The 24,657-nt window shown below is 72.8% G+C and carries 24 protein-coding genes and 1 tRNA gene; 11 read left to right on the top strand and 14 right to left on the bottom strand.

Going from position 1 to position 24,657, the window contains the following annotated elements; translation table 11 throughout:
• Nucleotides 1-55 precede the first annotated feature (55 nt).
• Both AB0G79_RS04805 and AB0G79_RS04800 read left to right on the top strand, forming a co-directional pair.
• Entirely contained in the window at nucleotides 56-1,336 is a 1,281-nt protein-coding gene (locus tag AB0G79_RS04805; protein ID WP_360800170.1) for an amidohydrolase family protein, read from the top strand.
• 2 nt (nucleotides 1,337-1,338) lie between these two features.
• A complete protein-coding gene (locus AB0G79_RS04800; RefSeq protein ID WP_360800167.1) occupies nucleotides 1,339-1,995 on the top strand; it encodes an SDR family oxidoreductase in 657 nt (218 codons plus the stop codon).
• A 65-nt stretch (nucleotides 1,996-2,060) separates the two neighbouring features.
• Here the strand turns inward: AB0G79_RS04800 and AB0G79_RS04795 are convergent.
• A tRNA-Tyr gene (locus AB0G79_RS04795) sits at nucleotides 2,061-2,142 on the bottom strand.
• Nucleotides 2,143-2,310: 168 nt separating this feature from the next.
• On the opposite strand from AB0G79_RS04795, the gene AB0G79_RS04790 reads away from it, so the two are divergent.
• The 4 genes from AB0G79_RS04790 to AB0G79_RS04775 all read left to right on the top strand — a co-directional run bounded on the left by AB0G79_RS04790 (nucleotide 2,311) and on the right by AB0G79_RS04775 (nucleotide 5,316).
• A complete protein-coding gene (locus tag AB0G79_RS04790; protein WP_360800164.1) occupies nucleotides 2,311-2,802 on the top strand; it encodes a YajQ family cyclic di-GMP-binding protein in 492 nt (163 codons plus the stop codon).
• Between the two features lie 105 nt (nucleotides 2,803-2,907).
• Nucleotides 2,908-3,405: a methylated-DNA--[protein]-cysteine S-methyltransferase gene (locus AB0G79_RS04785; protein ID WP_360800161.1), complete on the top strand. Its 498-nt coding sequence runs from the start codon at nucleotides 2,908-2,910 to the stop codon at nucleotides 3,403-3,405.
• A complete protein-coding gene (locus AB0G79_RS04780) occupies nucleotides 3,402-4,064 on the top strand; it encodes an alpha-ketoglutarate-dependent dioxygenase AlkB (RefSeq protein ID WP_360800158.1) in 663 nt (220 codons plus the stop codon). The genes AB0G79_RS04785 and AB0G79_RS04780 overlap by 4 nt, the downstream gene beginning before the upstream one ends.
• Nucleotides 4,065-4,074: 10 nt before the next feature.
• Entirely contained in the window at nucleotides 4,075-5,316 is a 1,242-nt protein-coding gene (locus tag AB0G79_RS04775; protein ID WP_360800155.1) for an amino acid permease, read from the top strand.
• A gap of 157 nt (nucleotides 5,317-5,473) precedes the next feature.
• On the opposite strand, the gene AB0G79_RS04770 is transcribed toward AB0G79_RS04775, so the two are convergent.
• The 13 genes from AB0G79_RS04770 to AB0G79_RS04710 form a co-directional block, all read right to left on the bottom strand.
• Nucleotides 5,474-5,848 (bottom strand): YccF domain-containing protein, encoded by a 375-nt coding sequence (locus AB0G79_RS04770; RefSeq protein ID WP_360800152.1) that lies wholly within the window; start codon nucleotides 5,846-5,848, stop codon nucleotides 5,474-5,476.
• Nucleotides 5,845-6,708 carry a zinc metalloprotease HtpX gene (htpX, locus tag AB0G79_RS04765; protein ID WP_360800149.1) on the bottom strand — a complete coding sequence of 288 codons (864 nt, stop codon included), beginning with the start codon at nucleotides 6,706-6,708 and terminating at the stop codon, nucleotides 5,845-5,847. Before htpX ends, AB0G79_RS04770 begins: the two co-directional genes overlap by 4 nt.
• Before the next feature lie 157 nt (nucleotides 6,709-6,865).
• Complete coding sequence (gene mscL / locus AB0G79_RS04760; protein WP_360800146.1) at nucleotides 6,866-7,330, bottom strand: large conductance mechanosensitive channel protein MscL; 465 nt, start codon at nucleotides 7,328-7,330, stop codon at nucleotides 6,866-6,868.
• 34 nt (nucleotides 7,331-7,364) lie between these two features.
• On the bottom strand, nucleotides 7,365-8,906 hold the full coding sequence (locus AB0G79_RS04755) for an NADH-quinone oxidoreductase subunit N (RefSeq protein WP_360800593.1): 1,542 nt from the start codon (nucleotides 8,904-8,906) through the stop codon (nucleotides 7,365-7,367).
• 5 nt (nucleotides 8,907-8,911) lie between these two features.
• Nucleotides 8,912-10,465 carry an NADH-quinone oxidoreductase subunit M gene (locus AB0G79_RS04750; protein ID WP_360800591.1) on the bottom strand — a complete coding sequence of 518 codons (1,554 nt, stop codon included), beginning with the start codon at nucleotides 10,463-10,465 and terminating at the stop codon, nucleotides 8,912-8,914.
• A 27-nt stretch (nucleotides 10,466-10,492) separates the two neighbouring features.
• Entirely contained in the window at nucleotides 10,493-12,478 is a 1,986-nt protein-coding gene (locus tag AB0G79_RS04745; protein WP_360800143.1) for an NADH-quinone oxidoreductase subunit L, read from the bottom strand.
• Nucleotides 12,475-12,900: an NADH-quinone oxidoreductase subunit NuoK gene (gene nuoK, locus AB0G79_RS04740; protein ID WP_360800140.1), complete on the bottom strand. Its 426-nt coding sequence runs from the start codon at nucleotides 12,898-12,900 to the stop codon at nucleotides 12,475-12,477. Before nuoK ends, AB0G79_RS04745 begins: the two co-directional genes overlap by 4 nt.
• Nucleotides 12,900-13,499: an NADH-quinone oxidoreductase subunit J gene (locus tag AB0G79_RS04735; protein ID WP_360800137.1), complete on the bottom strand. Its 600-nt coding sequence runs from the start codon at nucleotides 13,497-13,499 to the stop codon at nucleotides 12,900-12,902. Before AB0G79_RS04735 ends, nuoK begins: the two co-directional genes overlap by 1 nt.
• Nucleotides 13,496-14,050, bottom strand: coding sequence for an NADH-quinone oxidoreductase subunit I (locus AB0G79_RS04730; protein ID WP_360800134.1), 555 nt, complete (start codon nucleotides 14,048-14,050; stop codon nucleotides 13,496-13,498). The genes AB0G79_RS04735 and AB0G79_RS04730 overlap by 4 nt, the downstream gene beginning before the upstream one ends.
• 2 nt (nucleotides 14,051-14,052) lie before the next feature.
• Nucleotides 14,053-15,021: a complex I subunit 1 family protein gene (locus AB0G79_RS04725; RefSeq protein ID WP_360800131.1), complete on the bottom strand. Its 969-nt coding sequence runs from the start codon at nucleotides 15,019-15,021 to the stop codon at nucleotides 14,053-14,055.
• Nucleotides 15,018-16,349 carry an NADH-quinone oxidoreductase subunit C gene (locus AB0G79_RS04720; protein WP_360800128.1) on the bottom strand — a complete coding sequence of 444 codons (1,332 nt, stop codon included), beginning with the start codon at nucleotides 16,347-16,349 and terminating at the stop codon, nucleotides 15,018-15,020. Before AB0G79_RS04720 ends, AB0G79_RS04725 begins: the two co-directional genes overlap by 4 nt.
• A complete protein-coding gene (locus tag AB0G79_RS04715) occupies nucleotides 16,346-16,930 on the bottom strand; it encodes an NADH-quinone oxidoreductase subunit B family protein (protein ID WP_360800125.1) in 585 nt (194 codons plus the stop codon). Before AB0G79_RS04715 ends, AB0G79_RS04720 begins: the two co-directional genes overlap by 4 nt.
• A complete protein-coding gene (locus AB0G79_RS04710; RefSeq protein ID WP_360800122.1) occupies nucleotides 16,921-17,322 on the bottom strand; it encodes an NADH-quinone oxidoreductase subunit A in 402 nt (133 codons plus the stop codon). Before AB0G79_RS04710 ends, AB0G79_RS04715 begins: the two co-directional genes overlap by 10 nt.
• A gap of 201 nt (nucleotides 17,323-17,523) precedes the next feature.
• Between AB0G79_RS04710 and AB0G79_RS04705 the strand changes: the two genes are divergently transcribed.
• The 5 genes from AB0G79_RS04705 to AB0G79_RS04685 all read left to right on the top strand — a co-directional run bounded on the left by AB0G79_RS04705 (nucleotide 17,524) and on the right by AB0G79_RS04685 (nucleotide 24,598).
• A complete protein-coding gene (locus AB0G79_RS04705) occupies nucleotides 17,524-18,738 on the top strand; it encodes a sensor domain-containing protein (protein ID WP_360800119.1) in 1,215 nt (404 codons plus the stop codon).
• Nucleotides 18,739-18,876: 138 nt separating this feature from the next.
• Nucleotides 18,877-20,145, top strand: coding sequence for a sensor domain-containing protein (locus AB0G79_RS04700; protein ID WP_360800116.1), 1,269 nt, complete (start codon nucleotides 18,877-18,879; stop codon nucleotides 20,143-20,145).
• A 467-nt stretch (nucleotides 20,146-20,612) separates the two neighbouring features.
• On the top strand, nucleotides 20,613-21,272 hold the full coding sequence (locus AB0G79_RS04695) for a response regulator transcription factor (protein WP_360800588.1): 660 nt from the start codon (nucleotides 20,613-20,615) through the stop codon (nucleotides 21,270-21,272).
• A gap of 334 nt (nucleotides 21,273-21,606) precedes the next feature.
• Nucleotides 21,607-23,544, top strand: coding sequence for a 2-oxoacid:acceptor oxidoreductase subunit alpha (locus tag AB0G79_RS04690; protein WP_360800113.1), 1,938 nt, complete (start codon nucleotides 21,607-21,609; stop codon nucleotides 23,542-23,544).
• Nucleotides 23,537-24,598 (top strand): 2-oxoacid:ferredoxin oxidoreductase subunit beta, encoded by a 1,062-nt coding sequence (locus AB0G79_RS04685; RefSeq protein ID WP_360800110.1) that lies wholly within the window; start codon nucleotides 23,537-23,539, stop codon nucleotides 24,596-24,598. Before AB0G79_RS04690 ends, AB0G79_RS04685 begins: the two co-directional genes overlap by 8 nt.
• Nucleotides 24,599-24,657 lie beyond the last annotated feature (59 nt).

Genomic DNA, 24,657 nt, shown 5'->3' with positions numbered 1-24,657 from the left:
CTAGGCTCGGGCCCACCCCGCGCGGTCTTGATCTTGAGGAGTCCTGAGGAGCCCGATGTCAGCCGACAGCAAGCAGCCCCAGCCGCCCGAGGACGGGGCCGCCACCACCGCCGACGCGACCACGCTCCTGCTCTCCCACGCCCGCCTCACCGACGGCCGCACGGTGGACGTCCGGCTCGTCGGCGGACGGATCGAGGCCGTCGGCACCGCCGGCAGCCTCAGCTCCGCCGGCCCGCGCGTCGACCTCGCCGGCTACCTCCTCCTCCCGGCCGCCGCCGAGCCCCACGCCCACGCCGACACCGCCCTCTCCGCCGAGACCCCGGGCCCCGTCTCGTACGCCCCCGAGGAGGTCCAGCGGCGGGCCACCGAGGCCGCGCTCCTCCAGCTGGGCCACGGCGCCACGGCGCTGCGCGCGCACGTGCGGATCGGCGACGTCCAGGGGCTGGGGCCGCTGGAGGCCGTCCTCCAGGCCCGGCGCTCGCTGCGCGGCCTCACCGACCTGACGGCCGTGGCGGTCCCCCGCCTCCTCACCGGCGTCGCGGGCGCGGACGGGCTCGCGATGCTGCGGGACGCGGTGAAGATGGGCGCCGGGGTCGTCGGCGGCTGCCCGGACCTCGATCCCGACCCGGCGGGCTACGTGGAGGCGGTCCTGGAGGTCGCGGCCGAGCACGGCTGCCCGGTGGACCTGCACACGGACGGGAACGACCCGGCCCGGCTCGGGCGGCTCGCGGCGATGGCCGGCGGGCTGCGGCCCGGCGTGACGATCGGGCCGTGCGGCGCCCTCGGGCGGCTGCCGGGGGACGCGGCACGGCGGGTGGCGGACCAGCTGGCGGCGGCCGGGGTGACGGTGGCGTGCCTGCCGCAGGGCGGCTGCGGGGCGACGGAGACGCGCGGCGTGGCGCCGGTGCGGCTGCTGCGGGCGGCCGGGGTGCGGGTCGCGGCGGGCAGCGGGGCGCTGCGGGACGTCTCGAACCCGGTGGGGCGGGGCGATCCGCTGGAGGCGGCGTACCTCCTGGCCTCGCTCGGCGGGCTGCGGCCACCGGAGGCGTACGCGGCGGTGAGCACCGAGGCGCGGGCGGCCATGGGACTGCCCGAGGTGCGGGTCGAGGCCGGGTTCCCGGCGGAGCTGCTGGCGGTGCGCGGGGAGCGTCTCGCGGGCGTGCTGTCGCTCGCGTACAGCCGGATCGTCGTGCACCGGGGGCGGGTGGTGGCGCGGACGAGCGCGGTGCGGGAGTACTGCGACTCGGCGGCGGCCCTGGACCTCCCCCGTCAGACGCGACCCGAACGGCCGCCCGAGCCGGGGAGCCCCGGGGCCGGTCCCGTCGTACGGTCGTGAGTATGCGCATCGTCATCGCTGGAGGACACGGTCAGATCGCCCTGCGCCTGGAGCGGCTCCTCGCCGCGGGCGGGCACGAGGTCGCCGGGATCATCCGGCGTCCGGAACAGGGGGACGACCTGCGGGAGGCGGGCGCGGAGCCGGTCGTCCTGGATCTGGAGTCGGCCTCGGTGGAGATGGTCGCGGCCGTCCTCCAGGGCGCCGACGCGGCCGTCTTCGCGGCGGGCGCGGGCCCGGGCAGCGGGGCGGGCCGCAAGGAGACCGTGGACCGGGCGGCGGCGGTTCTCTTCGCCGACGCGGCGGAGCGGGCGGGCGTACGGCGGCACGTGGTCGTCTCGTCGATGGGCGCGGACGCGGCGCACGAGGGCGACGAGATCTTCGACGCGTACCTGCGGGCGAAGGGCGCGGCCGACGACGACGTCCGGGCGCGTACGGGCCTGGAGTGGACGATCCTGCGCCCCGGCGGCCTCACGGACGAGCCGGGCACGGGGCGGGTGCGCCTGGAGGCGCACACGGGGCGCGGTCAGGTCTCGCGGGACGACGTGGCGGCGGTGCTCGCCGAACTCCTCGACACCCCGGCCACGGCCGGCCTGACCCTGGAACTGATCGGCGGCCCGACCCCGGTCGACGTCGCGGTGAAGGACGTGGCCGGAAACTGACGGGACCGGCCCCTCCGAGAAACGAGTGAAGGTCCCCGGTGCAAGCACCGGGGACCTTCTTCACGTGGCGACGCCAGGATTCGAACCTGGGTAGGCTAAGCCGACGGATTTACAGTCCGCTCCCATTGGCCACTCGGGCACATCGCCATGGGTTCGTTGTTCGGGAGCCGCTTTCGCGGTGTTCCCTGGCAACGACGTAAACAATACCTGATCCCCGGGGGTGCTTCGCCACCGGATTGATCAGCGGTGGGGGGCGTGGCGAACCCCCTAGGCTTTGGGGGTACCCCACAGCACCCGAACAAGGAGCCACGAGTCATGGCCGACTCCAGTTTCGACATCGTGTCCAAGGTCGAGCGGCAGGAGGTCGACAACGCCCTCAACCAGGCCGTGAAGGAGATCTCGCAGCGTTACGACTTCAAGGGCACCAGCGCCTCGATCTCCTGGTCGGGCGAGAAGATCCTGATGCAGGCGAGCGGCGAGGAGCGCGTCCTCGCGATCCTCGACATCTTCCAGTCCAAGCTGGTCAAGCGGGGCATCTCGCTGAAGTGCCTGGACGTCGAGGGCGACCCGCAGCTCTCCGGCAAGGAGTACAAGCTCTTCGCCTCCGTCCAGGAGGGCATCTCCCAGGAGAACGCCAAGAAGGTCGCGAAGACCATCCGCGACGAGGGCCCCAAGGGCGTCAAGGCGCAGGTCCAGGGCGACGAGCTGCGGGTCAGCTCGAAGAGCCGCGACGACCTGCAGGCCGTGCAGGCGCTGCTCAAGGGCAAGGACTTCGACTTCGCGATCCAGTTCGTGAACTACCGCTGAGCCCCCTCCCGTACCGCGAGGCTCGTGTCCGAAAACCGCCAGCCCGAGGCGTGGTGGGCCCGCACACTGGATCCTGAGAGACCCGTGTGGGGAGAGGAACAAGCCATGACCGTGTACGCGTACGTCGACGGCCCCCTGGGCGAGATGCTCCTTGTCGGACAGCTCGCCGAAGGGGGCCGTGCCGTTCTCCGCTCCCTGTCGCTGCCGGGGCAGAAGGGCGGCGTCGAGGTCGAGGACGGGTGGACGCTCGCGCCCGGGGCCTTCGTGGAGGTCGCGGAGCAGCTGGGCGAGTACTTCGCCGGGCGCCGGGACCGGTTCGACCTGCCGCTCGCCGCCGACGCCGGGACGGAGTTCCAGCGGCGCGTCTGGCAGGCCCTGGAGGAGATCCCGTACGGGACGACCGTGTCGTACGGCGACATCGCCCGGCAGGTCGGTTCGAGCGGTGCCGGGGTCCGGGCCGTGGGGACCGCGATCGGGCGCAACCCGCTGCTCGTGGTCCGGCCCTGCCACCGGGTGATCGGGGCGGACGGGAGCCTGCGCGGGTACGCGGCCGGGCTGGAGCGGAAGGAACGGCTCCTGGGGCTCGAAGGGGCCCTCGTGTGACGGCTGACGGCCTCTTCCCGCTCGCCGAGGGGCTGCCCACGCGCGCGCGTGCCGAGATCGCGCCCGGCGCGGTGCACGTGCCCGGGTGGCTGCCGTTCGCGCGGCAGCGGGAGATCGTGGACGCCTGCCGCGAGTGGGGCCGGGGCCCCGCTCCGTACCGGCACACCGTGCTGCCCGGCGGGGGCGTCATGTCCGTCAGGTCGCTGTGCCTGGGCCGGCAGTGGGAGCCGTACCGCTACCTCGACCGGGTCGGCGTGCCCGTACCGGACTGGCTGACCGGGCTGGGGCGGGCGGCGCTCGTGGAGGCGTACGGGGAGGACCTGGGCTTCACCCCGGACACGGCGCTCGTGAACTTCTACGGACCCGGGGCCCGGATGGGCATGCACCAGGACCGGGAGGAGCGCTCGGGGGCACCCGTGGTGTCGCTGAGCCTCGGGGACCGGTGCGTCTTCCGGTTCGGCAACGAGGAGACGCGGGGGCGGCCCTACCAGGACGTGGACCTGGTGTCCGGGGACCTGTTCGTCTTCGGGCGCGAGTCCCGGTGGGTCCACCACGGGGTGCCCAAGGTGTACCCGGGGACGGCGGAGCCGGGACTGGGGCTCGTCGGGCGGCTGAACATCACGTTGCGGGAGACCGGACTACCCCTGGCGGGGACCTAAGGTTCCGTACATGACATCCGAACTGCGCCGGTCGCTCGGCGTCTTCGACGCGGTCGCGATCGGCCTCGGTTCGATGATCGGCGCGGGCGTCTTCGTGGCGCTCGGGCCGGCCGCCTGGGCCGCCGGGTCGGGATCCGGGCTGCTCGTGGCGCTCGGCCTCGCCGCCGTCGTCGCCTACTGCAACGCCATGGCCTCGGCGCGGCTCGCCGCGGTCTACCCGGCCTCCGGCGGCACGTACGTGTACGGTCGCGAACGCCTCGGCTCCTTCTGGGGCTACCTCGCCGGCTGGGCCTTCGTCGTCGGCAAGACGGCCTCCTGCGCGGCCATGGCCCTGACCGTCGGCGCCTACGCCTGGCCGGAGCACGCGCACGCGGTCGCCGTCGGCGCCGTCGCGGCCCTGACCGCCGTCAACTACCGGGGTATTCAGAAGTCCGCGCTCCTCACGCGCGTCGTCGTGGCGGTGGTCCTCGCGGTCCTCGCGGCCGTCGTCACGGTCTCCTTCCGGGCCGGTGACGCCTCCGCCGGCACGCTCGGCGGAGAGCTCGTCGCGGGCGGGGTCCTCCAGGCCTCCGGTTTGCTCTTCTTCGCATTCGCGGGGTACGCGCGGATCGCCACGCTCGGCGAGGAGGTCCGCGATCCGGCCCGCACGATCCCCCGGGCCGTCCCGATCGCGCTCGGCATCACGCTCGCCGTCTACGCCCTCGTCGCCGTCAGCGTCCTCACCGTCCTCGGCCCCGAGGCCCTCGCCCACTCCCCCGCGCCGCTCGCCGACGCGGCCCGCGCGGCGGACGCCGGGTGGCTCGTGCCGGTCGTCACGGCGGGGGCGACGGTCGCCGCGCTCGGCTCGCTGCTCTCGCTGATCCTCGGCGTCTCGCGGACGACCCTGGCGATGGCCCGCGACGGCTACCTGCCGGGCGCGCTCGCGGCCGTACACCCGCGTTTCCGGGTCCCGCACCGGGCGGAGGTCGCCGTGGGCGTCCTCGTCGCCCTGGTGGCCGCCACCGCGGACCTGCGGGGCGCCATCGGCTTCTCGTCCTTCGGCGTCCTCGTCTACTACGGAATCGCCAACGCCTCCGCCTGGACCCTCGGCGGCGGCCGGACCCGGGCGCTCGCGGCGCTCGGACTCGCCGGCTGCGGGGTGCTCGCGTTCGCGCTGCCGCTGGGGTCGGTGCTGGCGGGGGCGGGGGTGCTCGCGGGTGGGGTCGTGGCGTGGTCGGTCAGTCGGGGGCGGGCGGTGCCGCCGCGCGGGTAGCTCCGCGGGCGGGGGTGTCGGTGCCGGTGCCGGTGCCGGTGGGTGGGGCGCCTGCGGCGGGCCTTCACCCCACCCCGCCCCTTCCCGAAACCGGGGCGCTGCCCCGGACCCCGCGCCTCAAGCGCCGGCGGGGCTGGATTTCCGCCCGCATCGCCCGTCAGTCCGTCGGGACGATTTCCTTGCCCAGTGGCAGCAGCGAGACCGGGATCATCTTGAAGTTCGCGATGCCGAGCGGGATGCCGATGATCGTGATGCAGAGCGCGATGCCCGTCGTGATGTGGCCCAGCGCCAGCCACCAGCCCGCCAGGATCAGCCACAGCACGTTGCCGACGCACGAGGGCGCTCCGGCGTCGCGGCGGTCGACGACCGTGTGGCCGAAAGGCCAGAGCGCGTAGAGGCCGATGCGGAACGCGGCGAGGCCGAAGGGGATGCCGATGATCGTGATGCAGAGCAGGACGCCCGCGAGCATGTAGCCCAGGAACATCCAGAATCCGCAGAGGATCAGCCATATGACGTTGAGGACGGTCTTCACGGGCGGCGACCTGCCATCTCTTCGAGCCGGGCGATGCGCTCGGCCATCGGCGGATGTGTGGAGAACATCTTGGACACGCCCTTGCCCGGGCCGAAGGGGTTCGCGATCATCATGTGGCTCGCGGTCTCGATCTTCGGTTCCGGCGGGAGCGGCAGCTGCTTCGTCCCCGCGTCCAGCTTCCGCAGCGCGCTGGCGAGGGCGAGCGGGTCGCCCGTGAGCTGGGCTCCGGAGGCGTCGGCCTCGTACTCCCGGGAGCGGGAGATGGCGAGCTGGATGATCGAGGCGGCGATCGGGCCCAGGATGACGATCAGCAGGTAGCCGAGGATGCCGGGGCCGTCGTCGTCGCTGGAGCGGCCGACCGGGATCAGCCAGGCGAAGTTGACGAGGAACATGATCACCGAGGCGAGGGCGCCGGCGACCGAGGAGATGAGGATGTCCCGGTTGTAGACGTGGCTGAGCTCGTGGCCGATGACCCCGCGGAGCTCGCGCTCGTCGAGGATCGCGAGGATGCCCTCGGTGCAGCACACGGCCGCGTTGCGCGGGTTGCGGCCGGTGGCGAAGGCGTTGGGCGCCTGGGTCGGCGAGATGTAGAGCCGGGGCATGGGCTGGCGGGCCTGGGTCGAGAGCTCGCGCACCATCCGGTAGAGCGCGGGCGCCTCGAACTCGCTGACCGGGCGGGCCCGCATGGCCCGCAGCGCCAGCTTGTCGCTGTTCCAGTACGCGTACGCGTTGGTGCCGAGCGCCACGACGAGCGCGACGATCAGGCCCGTACGCCCGAAGAAGCTGCCGATGACGATGATGAGGGCGGAGAGCCCTCCGAGGAGGACGGCGGTCCTCAGCCCGTTGTGCCGGCGGTGCACGGTACGCCCTCCAAGTGGTGCGGCAGGGGAACCCTTTTCGCTGCGTGATGGTCCTCTGGCTGTTCTGGTCCAGTGGACCCTCCCTTACTGGTCAACGCCAGGCGGGAGGCTCGGGTTCCCCGGGCCGCGGGGGGTGCCGTGTGGGCCGTACGGGTGATCAGCGGGCCGCCGGGACGCCGATCTTCGCGAGGGCGTCGGCTCCGACGGCGGTGGGCTCGACCTCGCTGGTGCAGTGGCCGCAGCGGGTGGCGATGGCCGGGATCTCGGTGAAGCAGCGGGGGCAGTCGCGCTTCTCGGCCTTGGGGTCGGCGGCCTCCTCCTTGGCGAACTTGTTCTGGATCTTCGTCATGGGGACGACGATCAGGAAGTACAGGACCGCGGCCGTGATGACGAAGGCGATGACGGCGGCGATGGCCAGGCCGTACGGGAAGACCGTGCCCTGGACCTTGAAGCTGGCCTCGCTGAAGTCGCCGACCGAGCCGGTCGCGAGACCGATGAGCGGGGTGATGAACGCCTTGCTGAAGCCCGTGACGACGGCCGTGAACGCCGAGCCGACGGCCAGACCGATGGCCATCGAGACGACGTTCCCGCGAAGTATGAAGTCCTTGAATCCGTTCAGCACGGGGTGTTGCTCCTCGGTTTTTCTCTGTGGGGGGTCAGAAGAGGCTGTCCGTCGCGAAGCGGAGGGCGAACTGCGGGTAGCCCGACAGGACGGCTCCGGCGGCGGCGGTCAGCGCGATCGCCAGGGTGACCGGTGCGGTGGCACGGTACGCGCGCGTGGCGGGCGCTCCCTCCGGCCCCTCCGGCGTGCGGAAGAGGAGGGCCGTCCAGCGCAGGTAGTAGTACAGCGCGATCACGACGTTGAGACCCATGACCACGGCCAGCCACCCGAGGCCCGCGTCGACGGCCGCCGAGAAGACGGTCACCTTGGCGAAGAGGCCGATGATACCCGGGGGCAAACCGGCCAGATTCAGGAGGAAGAAGGCGAGCGCGAGGGCGGCGGCGGGGCTGGCCGCGTACAGGCCGCGGTAGTCCGCGAGGCGGTTGCGGGGGTGCGCGCGGGCGACGAGGGCGACGACCGCGAAGGCGCCGAGGTTCACGACGGCGTACATGAGGGCGTACGCGACGGTGGCGCCGATCTGGTCGTCGCCGGAGTACGCGGCGGCGGCGATCGGCACCAGGAGGTAGCCGGCCTGGGCCACGGAGGACCAGGCGAGCAGCCGGACCGCGCTCCACGCGCGCGTGGAGGCCTGCCGGAGGGCGGCGACGTTGCCGACGGTCATGGTGAGCGCGGCGAGGACGGCGAGCGCCGGTCCCCACACGTCGGCGTACGAGGGGAAGGCGACGACCGTCACGAGGATGAGGCCGGTGAAGCCGACGGCCTTGCCGACCACGGAGAGGTAGGCGGCGACGGGCAGCGGGGCGCCGACGTAGGTGTCGGGGACCCAGAAGTGGAAGGGGACGGCGGCCGTCTTGAAGGCGAAGCCGACGAGGGTGAGGGCGACGCCCGTCTCGGCGAGCGTCTGGAGCTGGCCGGGGACCTCGTCGAGGCGCTGGGCGATCTCGGTGAGGTGCAGGGTGCCGGTGGCCGCGTACACGAAGCTGACGCCGAGGAGGGTGACGGCGGTCGCGGTGACGGAGGAGAGGAAGAACTTGAGAGCGGCCTCTCCGGACCTGCGGTCGCCGCGCTTGAGGCCGACGAGCGCGAAGGCGGGCAGCGAGGCGACTTCGAGTGCCACGACGAGGGTGGCGAGGTCGCGGGAGGCGGGCAGCAGGGCCGCGCCGGCGGCCGAGGAGAGCAGGAGGAACCAGAACTCGCCGGCGGGGAGCTTCTTCCCGCGGGTCGCGTCCCCGGTCGCGTCCAGCGAGAGGAGCGCGGTGAGGAGGGCTCCGGCGAGGACGAGCAGCTGGATGACCAGGGTGAAGTGGTCGGCGGTGTAGCTGCACGCCGTCACCTGGGTGTCGGCGGTGAGGCAGAAGGTCTCGCGGTCGCCGGAGCGCAGCGGGAGGAGGAGCGCGAGGGCGGCGGCGAGGCCGCCGACCGCGGTCCAGCCGAGGACACGCTTGCGCTCGGGCGGGAGGAAGAGGTCGGCGACGAGGACGACGAGGGCGACCACGGCCGTGAGGGTCGGGGGCGCGATCGTCAGCCAGTCGACGGACTGGACGAGCGAGGCGTCTGCGCTGGCGAACGTCGTCACTGCGGTCACTGGGTGCCTCCGGCGAGGAGCTTCTGGACGGCCGGGTCGGTGAGGCCGAGGAGGACGGCGGGCCAGAGTCCGGCGAGGACGGTGAGGGCGACGAGCGGGGTCCAGGCGGCGAACTCGTACCCCTGGACGTCGGCGATCGGTGCCTCGCCCGCGGGGCGGGGGCCGCCCATGCAGACGCGGCGGACGACGACGAGGAGGTACGCGGCGGTGAGGAGGGTGCCGAAGGCGCCGATCGCCGTGAAGGTGAGGAAGGCGGCGCGGTTGAGGCCCGCCGCCGGTTCGAAGGCGCCGAAGAGCGCGAGCATCTCGCCCCAGAAGCCGGCCAGGCCGGGGAGGCCGAGGGAGGCGACGGCGGCGAAGGCGAGGAGGGCGCCGAGGCGGGGGGCGCGGCCGTAGAGGGCGGCGCCGGTGGCTCCGGCGAGGGTGTCGAGGTCGGCGGTGCCGTAGCGGTCCTTGAGGGCGCCGACCAGGAAGAAGAGCAGGCCGGTGACGAGGCCGTGGGCGATGTTGGCGAAGAGGGCGCCGTTGACCCCGGTGGGGGTCATGGTGGCGATGCCGAGGAGCACGAAGCCCATGTGGCCGACGGAGGAGTACGCGATCAGGCGCTTGAGGTCGCCCTTGGCGCCGGGGCGCGCGAGGGCGAGGCAGGCGAGGGATCCGTAGATGATGCCGGCGACGGCGAAGGCGGCCAGGTAGGGCGCGAAGGTGTGCATGCCGTCGGGGGCGATCGGCAGGACGATGCGGACGAAGCCGTAGGTGCCCATCTTGAGGAGCACGCCGGCGAGGAGGACCGAGCCGACGGTCGGGGCGGCGGTGTGGGCGTCCGGGAGCCAGCTGTGGAGGGGCCACATCGGGGTCTTCACGGCGAGGCCGAGACCGATCGCGAGAACGGCGATGACCTGCACGGACGTGGTCAGTCCACGGCCGTTGTCAGTGGCCAGTGCCACCATGTCGAACGTGCCGGCCTTCACGCCGATGAGGAGCAGGCCGAGCAGCATGACGACGGAGCCGAGCAGCGTGTAGAGGACGAACTTCGTGGCGGCGGCCTGCCTGCCCTCGCCGCCCCAGCGGGCGATGAGGAAGTACATCGGGATGAGGACCATCTCGAAGGCCAGGAAGAAGAGGACGAGGTCGAGGACGGCGAAGGTGGCGAGGGTGCCGGCCTCCAGGACGAGGAGAAGTGCGACGAACGCCTTCGGGGACGGGCCCGACGGCATCTTGAAGTAGCTGTAGAGCGCGCAGAGGAAGGTCAGGAGCGCGGTCAGGACCAGGAGGGGGAGGGAAATGCCGTCGACACCGAGGTGGATCCGCACGTCCAGTGCCTGGATCCACGTGATGTCCGTCGTGGCCTGCATCCTCGACGGCTGGTCGTGGTCGAAGCCGAGCGCGAGGACGATGGCGGCCAGCAGGATCACGCCGGTGACGGTCACGCCGTGGCGGAGCACGGCCTGGTCGGGGGACTTCCCCTTCAGCCCGGGCGGGGCCGGGAGGAGAGCGGCGGCGGCGCCGACGAGCGGGCCGGCGACGATCAACGCGAGAAGGAACTGCATCACGGATTCGCTGATATCGATCACGGCTCACGCTCCTGCGGCGGCGTTGGCGAGGGCGACTGCGGCGATCACCAGGACGACGGAGCCGGCGAGCAGGGCGCTCAGGTAGGTCTGGACGTTGCCGGTCTGGGCGCGGCGGACGAGCCATCCCAGTCCCCTGGCGGTCTGGCCCGCGCCCCGGACGTAGGTGTCGACGACCTCGCGGTCCAGGAAGCGGACCAGGGAGGCGGCGGCGACGACGGGGCGGACGAAGGCGGCCCGGTAGACGGCGTCGAGGTGGAAGCCGTCGGCGGCGGGGCGGTGCAGCGGTCCCAGGAGGGCGCGGCCGGGGTCGGCCGGGTCCTCGGCGGGGTGCGGCAGGGTCAGCGCCTCGGCCTCGACGAGACCGGCCTCGGCGTCGGGGTCGGGCACGTGCGGCACGGGTGCGGGGAGGTCGGCGGCGGTCCTCACGGCCAGGGTGCGCCAGACCGCGTACGTGATCACGCCTCCGGCGGCGGCGAGGCCGGTGCCGAGGACGGCCGTGGTGACCGTCGGGGTGAGGGCGTGGCCGTCGAACCAGTCGTCGAGGTAGGTGACGGTGAGCCCGAAGCCGAGGGACGGGATCGCCAGCACCCACAGGACGGACGTCATGGCGATCGGCTGGCGGCCGTGGTCCGGCGCCTCGGGGCCGCGGCCGCGGAAGGTCCGCAGCCAGAGGCGGAGCGCGTAGGCGGCGGTGAGCAGGGCGGTGAGGAGCCCGGCGACGAGGACGGTCCAGCCCGCCCCGGCGGGAGCGACGGTGCGGTCCCCGAGCGCGGTGTGCTCGGCGGCCACGAGGACGGCTTCCTTGGAGAAGAAGCCGGCGAAGGGCGGGATCGCGGCGAGCGCGAGGAGGGCGACGGTCATCGTCCAGTACGCGTCGGGGATGCGCTTCGCGAGGCCGCTCGTGCGGGACATCGCGGTGAGCGAGTTGGTGCCGGCGGCGTGGATGACCGTACCGGCGGCGAGGAAGAGCAGCGCCTTGAAGGCGGCGTGCGAGAGGAGGTGGAAGACGGCGGCCCCGCGGTCGCCGACGGCGAGCGCTCCGGCCATGTAGCCGAGCTGGCCGATCGTCGAGTAGGCGAGGACCCGCTTGATGTCGTCCTGCGCCAGGGCGGCGAGCGCCGAGCCGACCATCGTGATCGCGGCCATCACGGCGAGCACGGTCATGGCGGCGGCCGAGGCGGCGAAGACGGGGAGCAGCCGGGCCGTGAAGTAGATGCCGGCGGCGACCATCGTCGCCGCGTGGATGAGCGCGGAGACGGGGGTGGGGCCGGCCATCGCGTCCGGGAGCCAGGTGTGCAGCGGGAACTGCGCGGACTTGCCGGCCACGCCCGCGAGGAGCAGCAGGGCGATCAGCGTGGGGTGGTCGAGGCCGCCGCTCGCGACGGCGCCGAGGACGCCGGTGATCCGGAAGGTGCCGGCGTCGGCGGCGAGCGCGAAGAGACCGATGAGGAAGGGGACGTCACCGAGCTTCGTGACGAGGAAGGCCTTGAGGGACGCGGCACGTGCCTCGGGCGTCTCCCAGTAGTGGCCGACGAGGAAGTACGAGCAGATGCCCATGATCTCCCAGCCGACCAGGAGCACCATCAGGTCGCCGGAGTAGACGACGAGCAGCATCGCGGAGGTGAAGAGGGAGACGAGCGCGGCGTACGAGGGGTAGCGCGGGTCGTCGCGGAGGTAGCCCGTCGAGTAGACCTGCACGCAGGTCGCGACGACGCCGACGAGGACGGCGACGAGGGCGGCGAAGCCGTCGATGTGCAGGGCGAGGTCGATGGGGACCGAGCCGGTCGGGGTGAGCTGGGTGGCCGCGTCGATCGCCTTGCCCCCGCCCTGGCGGACGGCGACGAGGACGGCGAGGACGGCGGCGGTGAGCGTCGGGAGGACGGCGAGCGGGCGGACGAAGCCGGGGGCCTTGCGGCCGAGGAGCAGTCCGGCGGCGGAGCCGAGGAAGGGGAGGACGGGGACGAGGACGGCGAGGGTGGTCGTGGTCACGCGGCGGCCTCGGTCTTCTCGTCGAGGGGGCGTTCCCTCGGTTCGTCTTGTTCGTCGTCCGCTTCGGTCCCGTCGGTCCCGTCGTCGGCGTCCGTCTCGTCGTCGGCCGGGTTCCGGTGTTCGGCGGTGTCGCGGAGGAGGTCGACGTCCGCGGTGCCCTTGTTCCGGTAGACCATCAGGACGATCGCGAGGCCGATGCCGATCTCGGCGGCGGCGACGGCGATGGTGAAGAGGGTGAGCGCCTGGCCGGCGTGGAGGGTGTCGCGGAGCCAGACGTCGAAGGCGACGAGGTTGAGGTTGACGGCGTTGAGCATGAGCTCGACGGACATCAGGACCAGGATCGCGTTGCGGCGGGCGAGGACGCCGTAGACGCCCACGCAGAAGAGGAGGGCGGCGAGGACCGCGGGGTAGGCGAGGTGCATCAGCGTTCCCGCCCCTTCTCGTCCTTCTTGCGGGAGAGGACGATCGCGCCGACGAGCGCGGCGAGGAGGAGCACGGAGAGGGCCTCGAAGGGCAGTACCCAGTGCCGGAAGAGGGTGGAGCCGGTGACCTCGGTGGAGCCCTGGACGGCGCCGTCCAGGTCGATCCAGGTCGTGCGGAAGGCGTCGACGACGACCCAGACGAGGGCGACGGCGGCGGCGACGGCCACGGCGAGGGCGACCGGGCGGTTGCCCGAGTCCGCGTCCGGGGAGCGGCCGATGGGGGCCTTGGTGAGCATGAGGCCGAAGAGGAGGAGCACGACGACGGAGCCGACGTAGATCAGGACCTGGACCCAGGCGATGAACTCGGCCGTCAGGAGCAGGTACTCGACGGCGAGCCCGCCGAGCGCCACGACCAGCCAGAGCGCGGCGTGGACGAGCTGGCGGGTGGTGACGGTGACGACGGCCGCGCCGAGGGTGACGAGGCCGACGAGGAGGAAGGCGATCTCGACGCCGGTGGGCGAGAGGAAGGCGTGGTCCTCCGCCGCTCGTGCGGCCTGTGCCGCTGTTGCCGCTGTTGCCGCTGTTGCCGCGAGGGTCACTGCTCGTCCTCCTCGGCCGCCGCGGCCTGGGCCGCCGCAGCCTTCTCCGCCGCCTTGCGCGCGGCCGCGATCTCCTTCGGTTCCTCCGCCTTCGGGTCGAGCGCGGGCGGCTCGGGGACGGTCCACATCCACTCGCGGAGCTTGTCCCGCTCGTGGGTGAGCTCGTGGATGTCGGTCTCCGCGTACTCGAACTCCGGCGACCAGAAGAGGGCGTCGAAGGGGCAGACCTCGATGCAGATGCCGCAGTACATGCAGAGCGAGAAGTCGATGGCGAAGCGGTCCAGGACGTTCCGGCTGCGCTCGCGGCCGCCGGGGACGGCGGCCGGGACCGTCTCCTTGTGGGAGTCGATGTAGATGCACCAGTCGGGGCACTCGCGGGCGCACAGCATGCAGACCGTGCAGTTCTCCTCGAACAGGCCGATGACGCCGCGCGTGCGGGGCGGCAGCTCGGGCTGGACGTCGGGGTACTGCGCGGTGACGGTCTTCTTCGTCATCGTGCGGAGCGTGACGGCGAGGCCCTTGGCGAGGCCGGAGCCGGGGATGGGAGGCATGGTTACTGGATCGCCACCTTCACGATGCCGGTGAGCGCGATCTGCGCCAGGGCGAGCGGGACGAGCGTCGTCCAGGCGAGCTTCTGCAGCTGGTCCTCGCGCAGGCGCGGGTAGGTCACCCGGAGCCAGATGACGACGAAGGCGAGGACGGCCGTCTTGAGCAGGGTCCAGACCCAGCCGAGGCCGTCGGCGCCGAACGGGCCGTGCCAGCCGCCGAGGAAGAGGACGGTGGTGAGACCGCAGAGGACGACGATTCCCGCGTACTCGGCGAGCAGGAAGAGCGCGAAGCGGAGGCCGGTGTACTCGGTGTACGCGCCGAAGATGATCTCCGAGTCGGCCACCGGCATGTCGAACGGCGGACGCTGGAGCTCGGCGAGTCCGGCCACGAAGAAGACGATCGCGCCGATGATCTGCCAGGGCAGCCACCACCACTCGAAGGCGTTCAGGATGCCCGGGAGCGAGACGGTGCCGGCGGCCATCGCGACCGAGGCGGCGGCGAGCAGCATCGGCAGCTCGTACGCGAGGAGCTGGGCGGCGGTGCGGAGACCGCCGAGCAGCGAGAACTTGTTGGCCGACGCCCAGCCGGCCATCAGGCTGCCGAGCACGCCGACGCCCATGACGGCCAGGACGAAGAAGATGCCCGCGTCGACGACCTGGCCGACGGCCCCCTCGCTCGGTCCGATCGGGATCGCGACGAGGACGAGGAGGTACGGGAGGAGGGCGACGGCCGGCGCGAGCTGGAAGATCCGCCGGTCCGCGTCCTTCGGGACGACGTCCTCCTTCTGCGCGAACTTCACGCCGTCGGCGACGAGCTGCGCCCAGCCGTGGAAACCGCCGGCGTACATGGGGCCGAGGCGGCCCTGCATGTGGGCCATGACCTTGTGTTCCGTCTGTCCGACGACGAGCGGAAGGACGAGGAACACGGCGAAGACGACGATCAGCCGGAGGGCGACGTCGAGTACGTCGTTCACGCGGGGTCGCCTCCGGCGGGGTTGGTGGGTTCGGTGGGTTCGGTGGCGTCGGTGCGGTGGGGCGCCTCGGCGGGTTCCGCCGGTGCGTCGGCACCCTCGGCGGGCTCCGCGGACTCCGGGGCCGGGTCCGGGTCCGGGGCCGGGTCCGCGGCCGGGGCCTTCGGCGCGGGCTCGGCCTCGTCGAAGGCCGGTCGGGCGTGGTGCCAGGGGGCGTCGGAGCTGCGGGTCCGGGGGGTGGGGGCGGTGCCCGTGCCGGGCTCCGGCGCCGCCGTCGGCTCCCCCTGGCTCACCGAACCGTCGGACGCGGAGCGCGAGCGCCGCGGCGGGCGGGCCGCCGGGGCGGCTGCCCCGGCCCCCGGCTCGGCCGGGGCGGCCGGTTCCGGGGCATTCGTGCCCGGGGCATTCGTGCCCGGGGGCGCCGTCGGCGCCGTCTGGCTGGCCGAGCCCTCGCTCGCCGAGCGGGAGCGGCGGACCGGGGCCGACGGGTCCGGGGCCGACGGGTCCGGGGTCGACGGGGGCGTGCTCGCGTCAGGGGTCGTGGGCGTGCGCTCCGCCTGGCTCGCCGAGCCCTCCGTCACCGAGCGGGTGCGGCGGGGCGGGCGGGGCGGGGCGGGCGAGCCCGCGTCCGCAGTCGCCGTCGGGGCCGCCGTCGGGTCCGCCTGGCTCGCCGAGCCCTCCGCGACCGTCCGGGCCCTGCGGGCCGGGCGCTCGCCGGCCGCCGCGCGGGCGGGGCGGGCCGGGGCCGGCGGGAGCTGGCCCTTGAGGGGGCCCCACTCGTTGGGGTCCGGGACGCCGGGCGGGAGCATCTGGCGGCGCTTGGGACCGCCGCCGTCGTGGGACTCGCCCGGCTCCTTCGCGCCGGGCCACGCCTTCGCGACCCGCGCCGCGAGGACGAAGTCCTTGCGCAGCGGGTGGCCCTCGAAGTTCTCGGGAAGCAGGAGGGGAACGAGGTGCGGGTGGCCCGTGAAGTCCACGCCGAACATCTCGTGCGTCTCGCGCTCGTGCCAGCCCGCGCCCGCGTACACGCCGATGGCCGTCGGGAGCGCGGCGGCCTCGTGCGGGACGGTCGTGCGGACGAGGAGGCGGCGCGGGCGGCCGTCCGCGAGGGACACCACGTGCGCGCAGATCCGGAAGCCCGTGCCCGGTTCGTCGACGGCGCTCAGCCAGTCGAAGAAGGTGCAGCCGAGGCCGTCCCGGGCGGTCGTCAGGGCGTCGATCCAGGACGCGGGCGGGACGTCGACGGTCAGGAGGTCGTACGCCTGTTCCGCCGTCGCCTCCTCGCCGAAGAGTTCCGTGACCGCCTCGGGAAGGGAGTCGTACGCGTTCACTCGGCGGCCTCCGGGGCCTTGGCCAGGGGGCTCGTCAGCTGCGCGACGGTCGGCGTGGAGCCGTACCGCTCCGCGAGGTTCTCGCGCGCGATCTTCTCCTGGAGCTTGAGGATGCCCTGGAGGAGCGCCTCGGGGCGGGGCGGGCAGCCCGGTACGTAGACGTCGACGGGGATGATCTGGTCGACGCCCTTGGTGACCGAGTACGAGTCCCAGTAGGGGCCGCCGCAGTTCGAGCAGGCGCCGAAGGAGATCACGTACTTCGGCTCGGGCATCTGCTCGTACAGGCGCTTCACGGCCGGGGCCATCTTGTCCGTCACCGTGCCGGAGACGATCATCAGGTCCGCCTGGCGCGGGCCGGGCGCGAAGGGGATCACGCCGAGCCGGATGAAGTCGTGCCGGGCCATCGACGCGGCGATGAACTCGATCGCGCAGCAGGCGAGGCCGAAGTTGAAGACCCACAGGCTGTAGCGGCGGCCCCAGTTCAGGACCACCTTCATGGGCTCGGGCGCGAGGCGGGCGAGCGGTCCCAGCGTGGGGGCGGGCAGGGACACGGGGCCGGGGGTTCCGGGTGTTACGTCCATGCCAGGACGCCCTTCTTGTACGCGTAGAGCAGCCCCACGGCGAGGAAGCCGAGGAAGACGAACATCTCGACCAGGGTCGTGGCGCCGAAGCCGGGTGCCGCGAAGACCGTCGCCCAGGGGAAGAGGAAGATCGAGTCGACGGCGAAGATCACGTAGAGGAAGGCGTACACGTAGTAGCGGACCTGGGTGTGGGCCCAGCCCTCCCCCACGGGGTCGACTCCGCACTCGTAGGTGAGGAGTTTCTCCGGCGTCGGCACGACCGGCCTGAGCAGCCGGTTGGCGCTGAACGCCACGGCGACGAAGAGCACGCCGACGACGGCGAGCAGGCCGACGACGGAGTACGTCTGGAAGTAGTCCGCCGCGTCGGCCGCGACAACGGTCGGTTCCCGCACGTCCGCCCCTCGGTCTCGTGTCTCATGGATCAACGTGGATTTGTACGGACGCGAGTCTAGGCCCTGCTAAAGGGACGGTAAGCAGTCGCGGGGGAGGGACTGGGGAGGGAGGTGGGGAGGGAGAGGGGTGGGGATATCCCCCCTCTCCCTCACCGACCTCCCCCATGGCGTCGTGACGTGCGCGGACGGCAGTCTGGGGGCATGAGTTCCGCAGCCGATCATGACCCCGCCGGCTCCGCCGGCTCCGCCGGTTCCGCCGGTTCCGCCGGTTCCGCCGTCGCCCCCCGTCGTCCCGTGCGGGCCGCCTACGGGAAGGAGACCTGGAAGGAGATCGCCTTCCTCCTCTCCAACCTCTTCACCGCCCTGGCCGGTTTCGTCTACGCGGTCGTGACCGTCACGGTCGGCGTCGGCCTCTCCGTCACCGTCATCGGCCTGCCGCTGCTCGCCCTCGGGCTCGGCGGCGCACGGCTCATCGGCCGCTCGGAGCGGGGCCGGGCCCGCGCGCTCCTGGGCGTACGGGTCGTGGAGCCGTCCCGGCTGCCGGCGCGCGACGGCTTCTTCCCCTGGCTCTGGAACGCGCTGAAGGACCCGGTGGCCTGGCGGACCCAGCTGTACGGGCTGATCCGGCTGCCCTGGGGGATCGTGACGTTCACCGTCACCCTCGTCTCGCTGATCGTGCTCTGGCCGGTGCTGCCGTTCATCGCGCGCTGGCTGTCCAACGCCGACCGGGGCATGGTCCGGGGGCTGCTCTCGCCCTCCGACGAACTGGAGCGGCGGATCGCCGAGCTGGAGTCCGACCGGGGCGTCGTCGTCGACACGGCCGCGGCGGACCTGCGGCGCATCGAGCGCGACCTCCACGACGGGGCGCAGGCCCGGCTCGTCGCCCTGGCCATGGGGCTGGGCCTCGCCAAGGAGAAGCTCCTGGAGGACCCCGAGGCCGCGGCGGCGATGGTCGACGAGGCCCACGGCGAGGTGAAGCTCGCGCTCCAGGAGCTGCGGGACCTCGCCCGGGGCATCCACCCCGCCGTCCTCACCGACCGGGGCCTCGGGGCCGCGCTGTCCTCCGTCGCCGGGCGGTGCACGGTGCCGGTGAAGGTGGCCGTGGACCTGGAAGAACGGCCGGCCGAGGCGATCGAGGGCATCGCGTACTTCACCGTCTCCGAGCTGCTCCAGAACGTCTCGAAGCACGCGCGGGCCCGGACGGCGTCCGTGGAGGTCTGGCGGGTCGAGAACCGGCTGATGCTCCAGGTCGGGGACGACGGGGTCGGCGGGGCGCGGCTCGACGGCGGCTCGGGGCTCGCCGGTCTGACGGAGCGGCTGGGGGCCGTGGACGGACTGCTGGTCGTGGACTCGCCGGAGGGCGGGCCGACGACGGTGACGGCGGAGCTGCCGTGGCGGGGGCGGGCAGGCTCGTAGGACGAGAGGGGGGGTTAACCCCCCGGTGGAGACGCCCACTCCCCTCATGGTCGCGGGGCCGGCGAAACGGAACCCTGGAACTCGTACCGCTTCCCGGTCCCGACCCCATACCCGTACGGACAGACAAGGACGAACGCGATGGCCTCCCCCCGTCTCCCCGCCGCGATCCGCGCGCCGTTCGAGGGCCGCACCTGGCGTGCCTTCGGCTACGTGCTGATCGGGCTGCCGCTCAGCGTCGTCTGGTTCGCGCTCGCCGTCTCCCTCACCTCCGCCGGGCTCGGCCTGCTCATCACCTTCCTCGGCGTCCCGGTCCTCGCCGGCGCGCTCGGCATGTGCCGGGGCTTCGGCGCCGTCGAACGCGCCCGGGCACGCGGGCTGCTCGGCCTCGACGTGCGGGCGCCGGAGCCGGTGCGCGGGAAGACCGGCGGGGCGTTCTCCTGGATGGGCGCGATGCTGAAGAGCGGGGCGTCGTGGCGGCACCTGCTGTACGCGGTCCTGCACATGCCGTGGGCGGTGTTCGGCTTCACGGTCGCGCTCACGCTGTCCACCTGCGGCTTCGGACTCCTCACGTACCCGCTGTGGCAGTGGGTCTTCCCCCTGTACGCGGGACAGGACGGCCTCCAGCTGTACGGGGACGGGACCCGGAACTTCTACCTCGACTCGCCCTTCGAGCTCGCCGTCACCTGCGCCGTCGGACTGCTGCTCGTCCTCCTCTGGCCGTGGGTGCTGCGCGGGATCGTCTCGGTCGACCGGCTCCTCGTCTCCGGGCTGCTCGGGCCGTCGCGGCTCGCCTCCCGGGTGACGGAGCTGGAGTCCGACCGGGGCGTCGTCGTCGACACGGCCGCGGCGGACCTGCGGCGGATCGAGCGCGACCTCCACGACGGGCCGCAGGCGCGGCTCGCGTCGCTCGCGATGGACCTCGGGCTCGCGAAGGAGAAGCTCGCGGAGGACCCCGAGGCGGCGGCGGTGATGGTCGACGAGGCCCACGGCGAGGTCAAGCTCGCGCTCCGGGAACTGCGGGAGGTCGCCCGGGGCATCCACCCCGCCGTCCTCACCGACCGGGGGCTCGACGCGGCCCTGTCCTCCGTGGCCGCGCGGAGCGCCGTGCCGGTGACGGTCCAGGTCGACCTGCCGGGGCGGCCGGCGCCGGCGATCGAGGGGATCGCGTACTTCGCCGTCGTCGAACTCCTGCGGAACGTGCCCGGGCACGCCGGGGCCCGGCGGGCGTGGGTGGACGTGTGGCGGGCGGACGAGCGGCTGATGGTGCAGGTGCGGGACGACGGGGCGGCCGGGGGGTACGGGAACGGGCTCGGCGCCCTGACGGCGCGGGTCGAGGCGGTGGACGGGGTCGTGGCGGTCGACGCGACGACGGTGACGATCGAACTGCCCTGGCGCGCGCGGCCCTGAGGCGGGCGACAACACCTGAGGCCCGAGCCTCACCGGGGCGGCGCCACTGGCTGCCGCCCCGGTTGTCGCGGCGCCCCGCCGCACGGTGCCCTTCGGGCTGTCGCCCCGGGTGTGGGCAGGCGTTCCGCATCGGCCGGGGGTCCCCCTGCTCGAAGAGCTCGGGGGCGGGTGGGCACGCCCACCAGCGCGCGGCACCCCGGGGGCGGGTCCAGGCGCGGAATCCTGGGCCCGGCAGGGGGCGCCGTCCCGTGTGCCCACCCGTCCCGCCCTGCGGGACGACTGCCCACACGGAGGTGGCACCGGGCCCCGCCCGCGCCAGGAGCGCCGGCCCGCAGGGGCGGGTCCTCCGGGCGCCGTTCCACAGGGCTCCGCCTCCGATTCGGGTGGTGGTGCGGGAGCATGGGGGCGTACAGGGCGGCTTGGGTCGTCCGGGGAGCTAGTTATGGGGGCAGGACGTGGCGGAGCAGGTGCGGGTGGTCATCGCCGAGGACTCGGTTTTGCTGCGCGAGGGGCTGACCCGGCTGCTGACCGACCGGGGGCACGAGGTCGTCGCCGGTGTCGGGGACGGCGACGCGCTGGTGAGACTGGTGGGTGAGCTGGCGGACCAGGGCGCCCTGCCGGACGTCGTCGTGGCCGACGTCCGGATGCCGCCGACCCACACCGACGAGGGCGTCCGCGCGGCCGTGCACCTGCGCAAGGAGTACCCGGGGCTGGGTGTGCTCGTGCTGTCGCAGTACGTGGAGGAGCAGTACGCCACCGAACTCCTGGCCGGTTCGACGCGCGGTGTCGGCTATCTGCTGAAGGACCGGGTCGCGGAGGTCCGCGAGTTCGTGGACGCCGTCGTGCGGGTCTCGCAGGGCGGTACGGCCCTGGATCCCGAGGTCGTGCAGCAGCTGCTGGGCCGCAGCCGTCAGCAGGACGTGCTGGCGAACCTGACCCCGCGCGAGCGGGAGGTCCTCGGTCTGATGGCGGAGGGGCGGACGAATTCGGCCATCGCCAGGGAGCTCGTCGTGAGCGACGGCGCCGTGGAGAAGCACATCAGCAATATCTTCCTGAAGCTGGGGCTCTCCCCCAGTGAAGGTGACCATCGGCGGGTACTCGCCGTGTTGACGTACTTGAAGTCCTGACCCTCCTGCCCGAATCTGACACCCTGTCAGAAACAGGCAGGGGTTCGGGCGGTCCGGCCGGAGGTCCCCCATCGGGCCCCTGGCGGCGGGACCTAGGTCCAATGGCCGAGCCTCCGCACGGCCCCTCGGAGCCCCTCCGAGTGGCGACAGAACGTGACAATTCAGGTCAAGAGGGCGTCTCAAAAGAAGATCCGATGCGCGAGAAGTCCCGGGCGGCTCCCCCTCGTGGTCGTAGGGTGGGCCACGGGGCGACCGGTGATCGACCGGCCGTCTCCCGAGCCTTCTCCCGCCTCAGGGCGGAAGAGTCCCCTTGCCGCGAGGGAGGTCCAGTTCAGTGACCAGCCAGGTCAGTAGCGAGGCCGGTGAGGCCCTGGTCGGGGAGCAGCGCAGCGCCCCGGCGACGGCCCACCACAGCACCGAGAAGGAAGTGCGCCGGCTCGACCGGGTGATCATCCGTTTCGCGGGTGACTCCGGTGACGGCATGCAGCTGACGGGTGACCGCTTCACCTCGGAGACGGCGTCCTTCGGGAACGACCTCTCCACGCTGCCGAACTTCCCGGCCGAGATCCGCGCACCCGCCGGAACCCTGCCGGGTGTCTCGTCCTTCCAGCTGCACTTCGCCGACCACGACATCCTGACGCCGGGCGACGCCCCGAACGTGCTGGTCGCGATGAACCCCGCCGCTCTGAAGGCGAACATCGCCGACGTACCGCGCGGTGGCGAGATCATCGTCAACACCGACGAGTTCGCCAAGCGCGCCATGGCCAAGGTCGGGTACGCCGAGAGTCCCCTCGAAGACGGCTCCCTCGACGGCTACCACGTCCATCCCGTGCCCCTGACGACCCTCACCATCGAGGCGCTCAAGGAGTTCGGGCTCTCCCGGAAGGAGGCCGAGCGCTCCAAGAACATGTTCGCGCTCGGGCTGCTCTCCTGGATGTACCACCGCCCGACCGAGGGCACCGAGGCCTTCCTCCGGTCCAAGTTCGCGAAGAAGCCGCAGATCGCCGAGGCGAACGTCGCGGCCTTCCGGGCGGGCTGGAACTTCGGCGAGACGACCGAGGACTTCGCCGTCTCGTACGAGGTCGCCCCCGCGACCCGCGCGTTCCCCACGGGGACCTACCGGAACATCTCCGGGAACCTGGCCCTCTCGTACGGGCTCGTCGCCGCGAGCAGGCAGGCGGCGCTGCCGCTGTACCTCGGGTCGTACCCGATCACGCCGGCCTCCGACATCCTGCACGAGCTCAGCAAGCACAAGAACTTCGGCGTCCGCACCTTCCAGGCCGAGGACGAGATCGCCGGCATCGGCGCCGCCCTCGGGGCCGCGTTCGGCGGGTCGCTGGCCGTGACCACGACCTCCGGCCCCGGCGTGGCGCTCAAGAGCGAGACGATCGGGCTCGCGGTCTCCCTGGAGCTGCCGCTGCTGATCGTCGACATCCAGCGCGGCGGCCCGTCCACCGGTCTGCCGACCAAGACCGAGCAGGCGGACCTGCTCCAGGCGATGTACGGGCGGAACGGCGAGGCGCCGGTGCCGGTCGTCGCGCCGAAGACCCCGGCGGACTGCTTCGACGCGGCCCTGGAGGCGGCACGGATCGCCCTGACGTACAGGACCCCCGTGTTCCTGCTGTCGGACGGTTACCTCGCCAACGGCTCCGAGCCCTGGCGGGTCCCCGAGGTCGAGGAGCTCCCCGACCTGCGGACGCCGTTCGCCACCGGACCGAACCACACCGGGGCCGACGGCACCGAGGTCTTCTGGCCGTACAAGCGCGACCCCGAGACCCTCGCCCGCCCCTGGGCCGTCCCCGGCACGCCCGGCCTCGAGCACCGCATCGGCGGGATCGAGAAGCAGGACGGCACCGGCAACATCTCGTACGACCCCGCCAACCACGAGTTCATGGTCCGCACCCGCCAGGCCAAGATCGACGGCATCGACGTCCCCGACGTCGAGGTCGACGACCCGGACGGCGCGTCGACCCTGGTCCTCGGCTGGGGATCGACGTACGGGCCGATCACCGCCGCCGTGCGCCGGATCCGCCGGGAGAACGGGCGGATCGCGCAGGCCCACCTGCGGCACGTCAACCCCTTCCCGAAGAACCTCGGGGAGGTGCTGCGACGGTACGAGAAGGTCGTCGTCCCCGAGATGAACCTCGGCCAGCTCGCGACCCTGATCAGGGCGAAGTACCTGGTCGACGCCCGCAGCCACACCCAGGTCAACGGCATGCCGTTCAAGGCCGAGCAGCTCGCCGCCGCCCTCAAGGAGGCCATCGATGGCTGAGTCCGCCGAGAACCTGCTGAGCCTGGTGCCCAAGGCCGAGGCCGTGCAGACCATGAAGGACTTCAAGTCCGACCAGGAGGTCCGCTGGTGCCCCGGCTGCGGTGACTACGCCGTCCTCGCCGCCGTCCAGGGCTTCATGCCCGAGCTGGGCCTGGCGAAGGAGAACATCGTCTTCGTCTCCGGCATCGGCTGCTCGTCCCGCTTCCCGTACTACATGAACACCTACGGGATGCACTCGATCCACGGCCGCGCCCCGGCCATCGCGACCGGCCTCGCGACCTCCCGCCGCGACCTGTCGGTGTGGGTGGTCACGGGTGACGGCGACGCGCTGTCGATCGGCGGCAACCACCTGATCCACGCGCTGCGCCGCAACGTGAACCTGAAGATCCTGCTCTTCAACAACCGGATCTACGGCCTCACCAAGGGCCAGTACAGCCCGACGAGCGAGGTCGGCAAGATCACCAAGTCGACGCCGATGGGCTCGCTCGACGCGCCCTTCAACCCGGTGTCGCTGGCGATCGGCGCGGAGGCGTCCTTCGTGGCGCGGACCGTCGACTCCGACCGCAAGCACCTCACCGAGGTGCTCCGCCAGGCCGCCGACCACGACGGCACCGCGCTCGTCGAGATCTACCAGAACTGCAACATCTTCAACGACGGCGCCTTCGAGGTCCTCAAGGACAAGGACCAGGCGAAGGAGGCGGTGATCCGGCTGGAGCACGGGCAGCCGATCCGCTTCGGCGCCGAGCTCGGCAAGGGCGTCGTCCGCAACCCCGACACGGGTGACCTCGACGTCGTCACGGTGACGCCCGAGAACGAGTCCCGGCTCCTCGTCCACGACGCCCACGCGGCCTCGCCGACGACCGCCTTCGCGCTCTCGCGCCTCGCGGACCCGGACACCCTGCACCAGACCCCGATCGGCGTCTTCCGCTCCGTCGACCGGCCCGTCTACGACACCCTCATGGCCGAGCAGCTCGACGCGGCCGTGGAGCGGCAGGGCGAGGGCGACCTCGCGCGGCTGCTCGCGGGGAACGACACGTGGACGGTGGCGGGGTAGGTGGCGGCGCAGGTGGCGAGGTAAGACCCGGTCTCCGTACGGGGAGGGGCCCGGTCCGT

It is taken from the genome of Streptomyces sp. NPDC020807 (genome assembly GCF_040641575.1).
Taxonomy (GTDB): domain Bacteria; phylum Actinomycetota; class Actinomycetes; order Streptomycetales; family Streptomycetaceae; genus Streptomyces.
Note: the sequence above shows the minus strand (reverse complement) of the source record. Positions and strands in the feature narration are given on the sequence as shown.

What these genes read in the sequence shown, in the direction of transcription:
- AB0G79_RS04805 (WP_360800170.1), top strand. Translation starts at nt 56, where the DNA reads ATGTCAGCCGACAGCAAGCAGCCCCAGCCGCCCGAGGACGGGGCCGCC.
- AB0G79_RS04800 (WP_360800167.1), top strand. Translation starts at nt 1,339, where the DNA reads ATGCGCATCGTCATCGCTGGAGGACACGGTCAGATCGCCCTGCGCCTG.
- AB0G79_RS04790 (WP_360800164.1), top strand. Translation starts at nt 2,311, where the DNA reads ATGGCCGACTCCAGTTTCGACATCGTGTCCAAGGTCGAGCGGCAGGAG.
- AB0G79_RS04785 (WP_360800161.1), top strand. Translation starts at nt 2,908, where the DNA reads ATGACCGTGTACGCGTACGTCGACGGCCCCCTGGGCGAGATGCTCCTT.
- AB0G79_RS04775 (WP_360800155.1), top strand. Translation starts at nt 4,075, where the DNA reads ATGACATCCGAACTGCGCCGGTCGCTCGGCGTCTTCGACGCGGTCGCG.
- AB0G79_RS04750 (WP_360800591.1), bottom strand. Translation starts at nt 10,465, where the DNA reads ATGCAGTTCCTTCTCGCGTTGATCGTCGCCGGCCCGCTCGTCGGCGCC.
- nuoK (WP_360800140.1), bottom strand. Translation starts at nt 12,900, where the DNA reads ATGCACCTCGCCTACCCCGCGGTCCTCGCCGCCCTCCTCTTCTGCGTG.
- AB0G79_RS04730 (WP_360800134.1), bottom strand. Translation starts at nt 14,050, where the DNA reads ATGCCTCCCATCCCCGGCTCCGGCCTCGCCAAGGGCCTCGCCGTCACG.
- AB0G79_RS04715 (WP_360800125.1), bottom strand. Translation starts at nt 16,930, where the DNA reads ATGGACGTAACACCCGGAACCCCCGGCCCCGTGTCCCTGCCCGCCCCC.
- AB0G79_RS04705 (WP_360800119.1), top strand. Translation starts at nt 17,524, where the DNA reads ATGAGTTCCGCAGCCGATCATGACCCCGCCGGCTCCGCCGGCTCCGCC.
- AB0G79_RS04700 (WP_360800116.1), top strand. Translation starts at nt 18,877, where the DNA reads ATGGCCTCCCCCCGTCTCCCCGCCGCGATCCGCGCGCCGTTCGAGGGC.
- AB0G79_RS04685 (WP_360800110.1), top strand. Translation starts at nt 23,537, where the DNA reads ATGGCTGAGTCCGCCGAGAACCTGCTGAGCCTGGTGCCCAAGGCCGAG.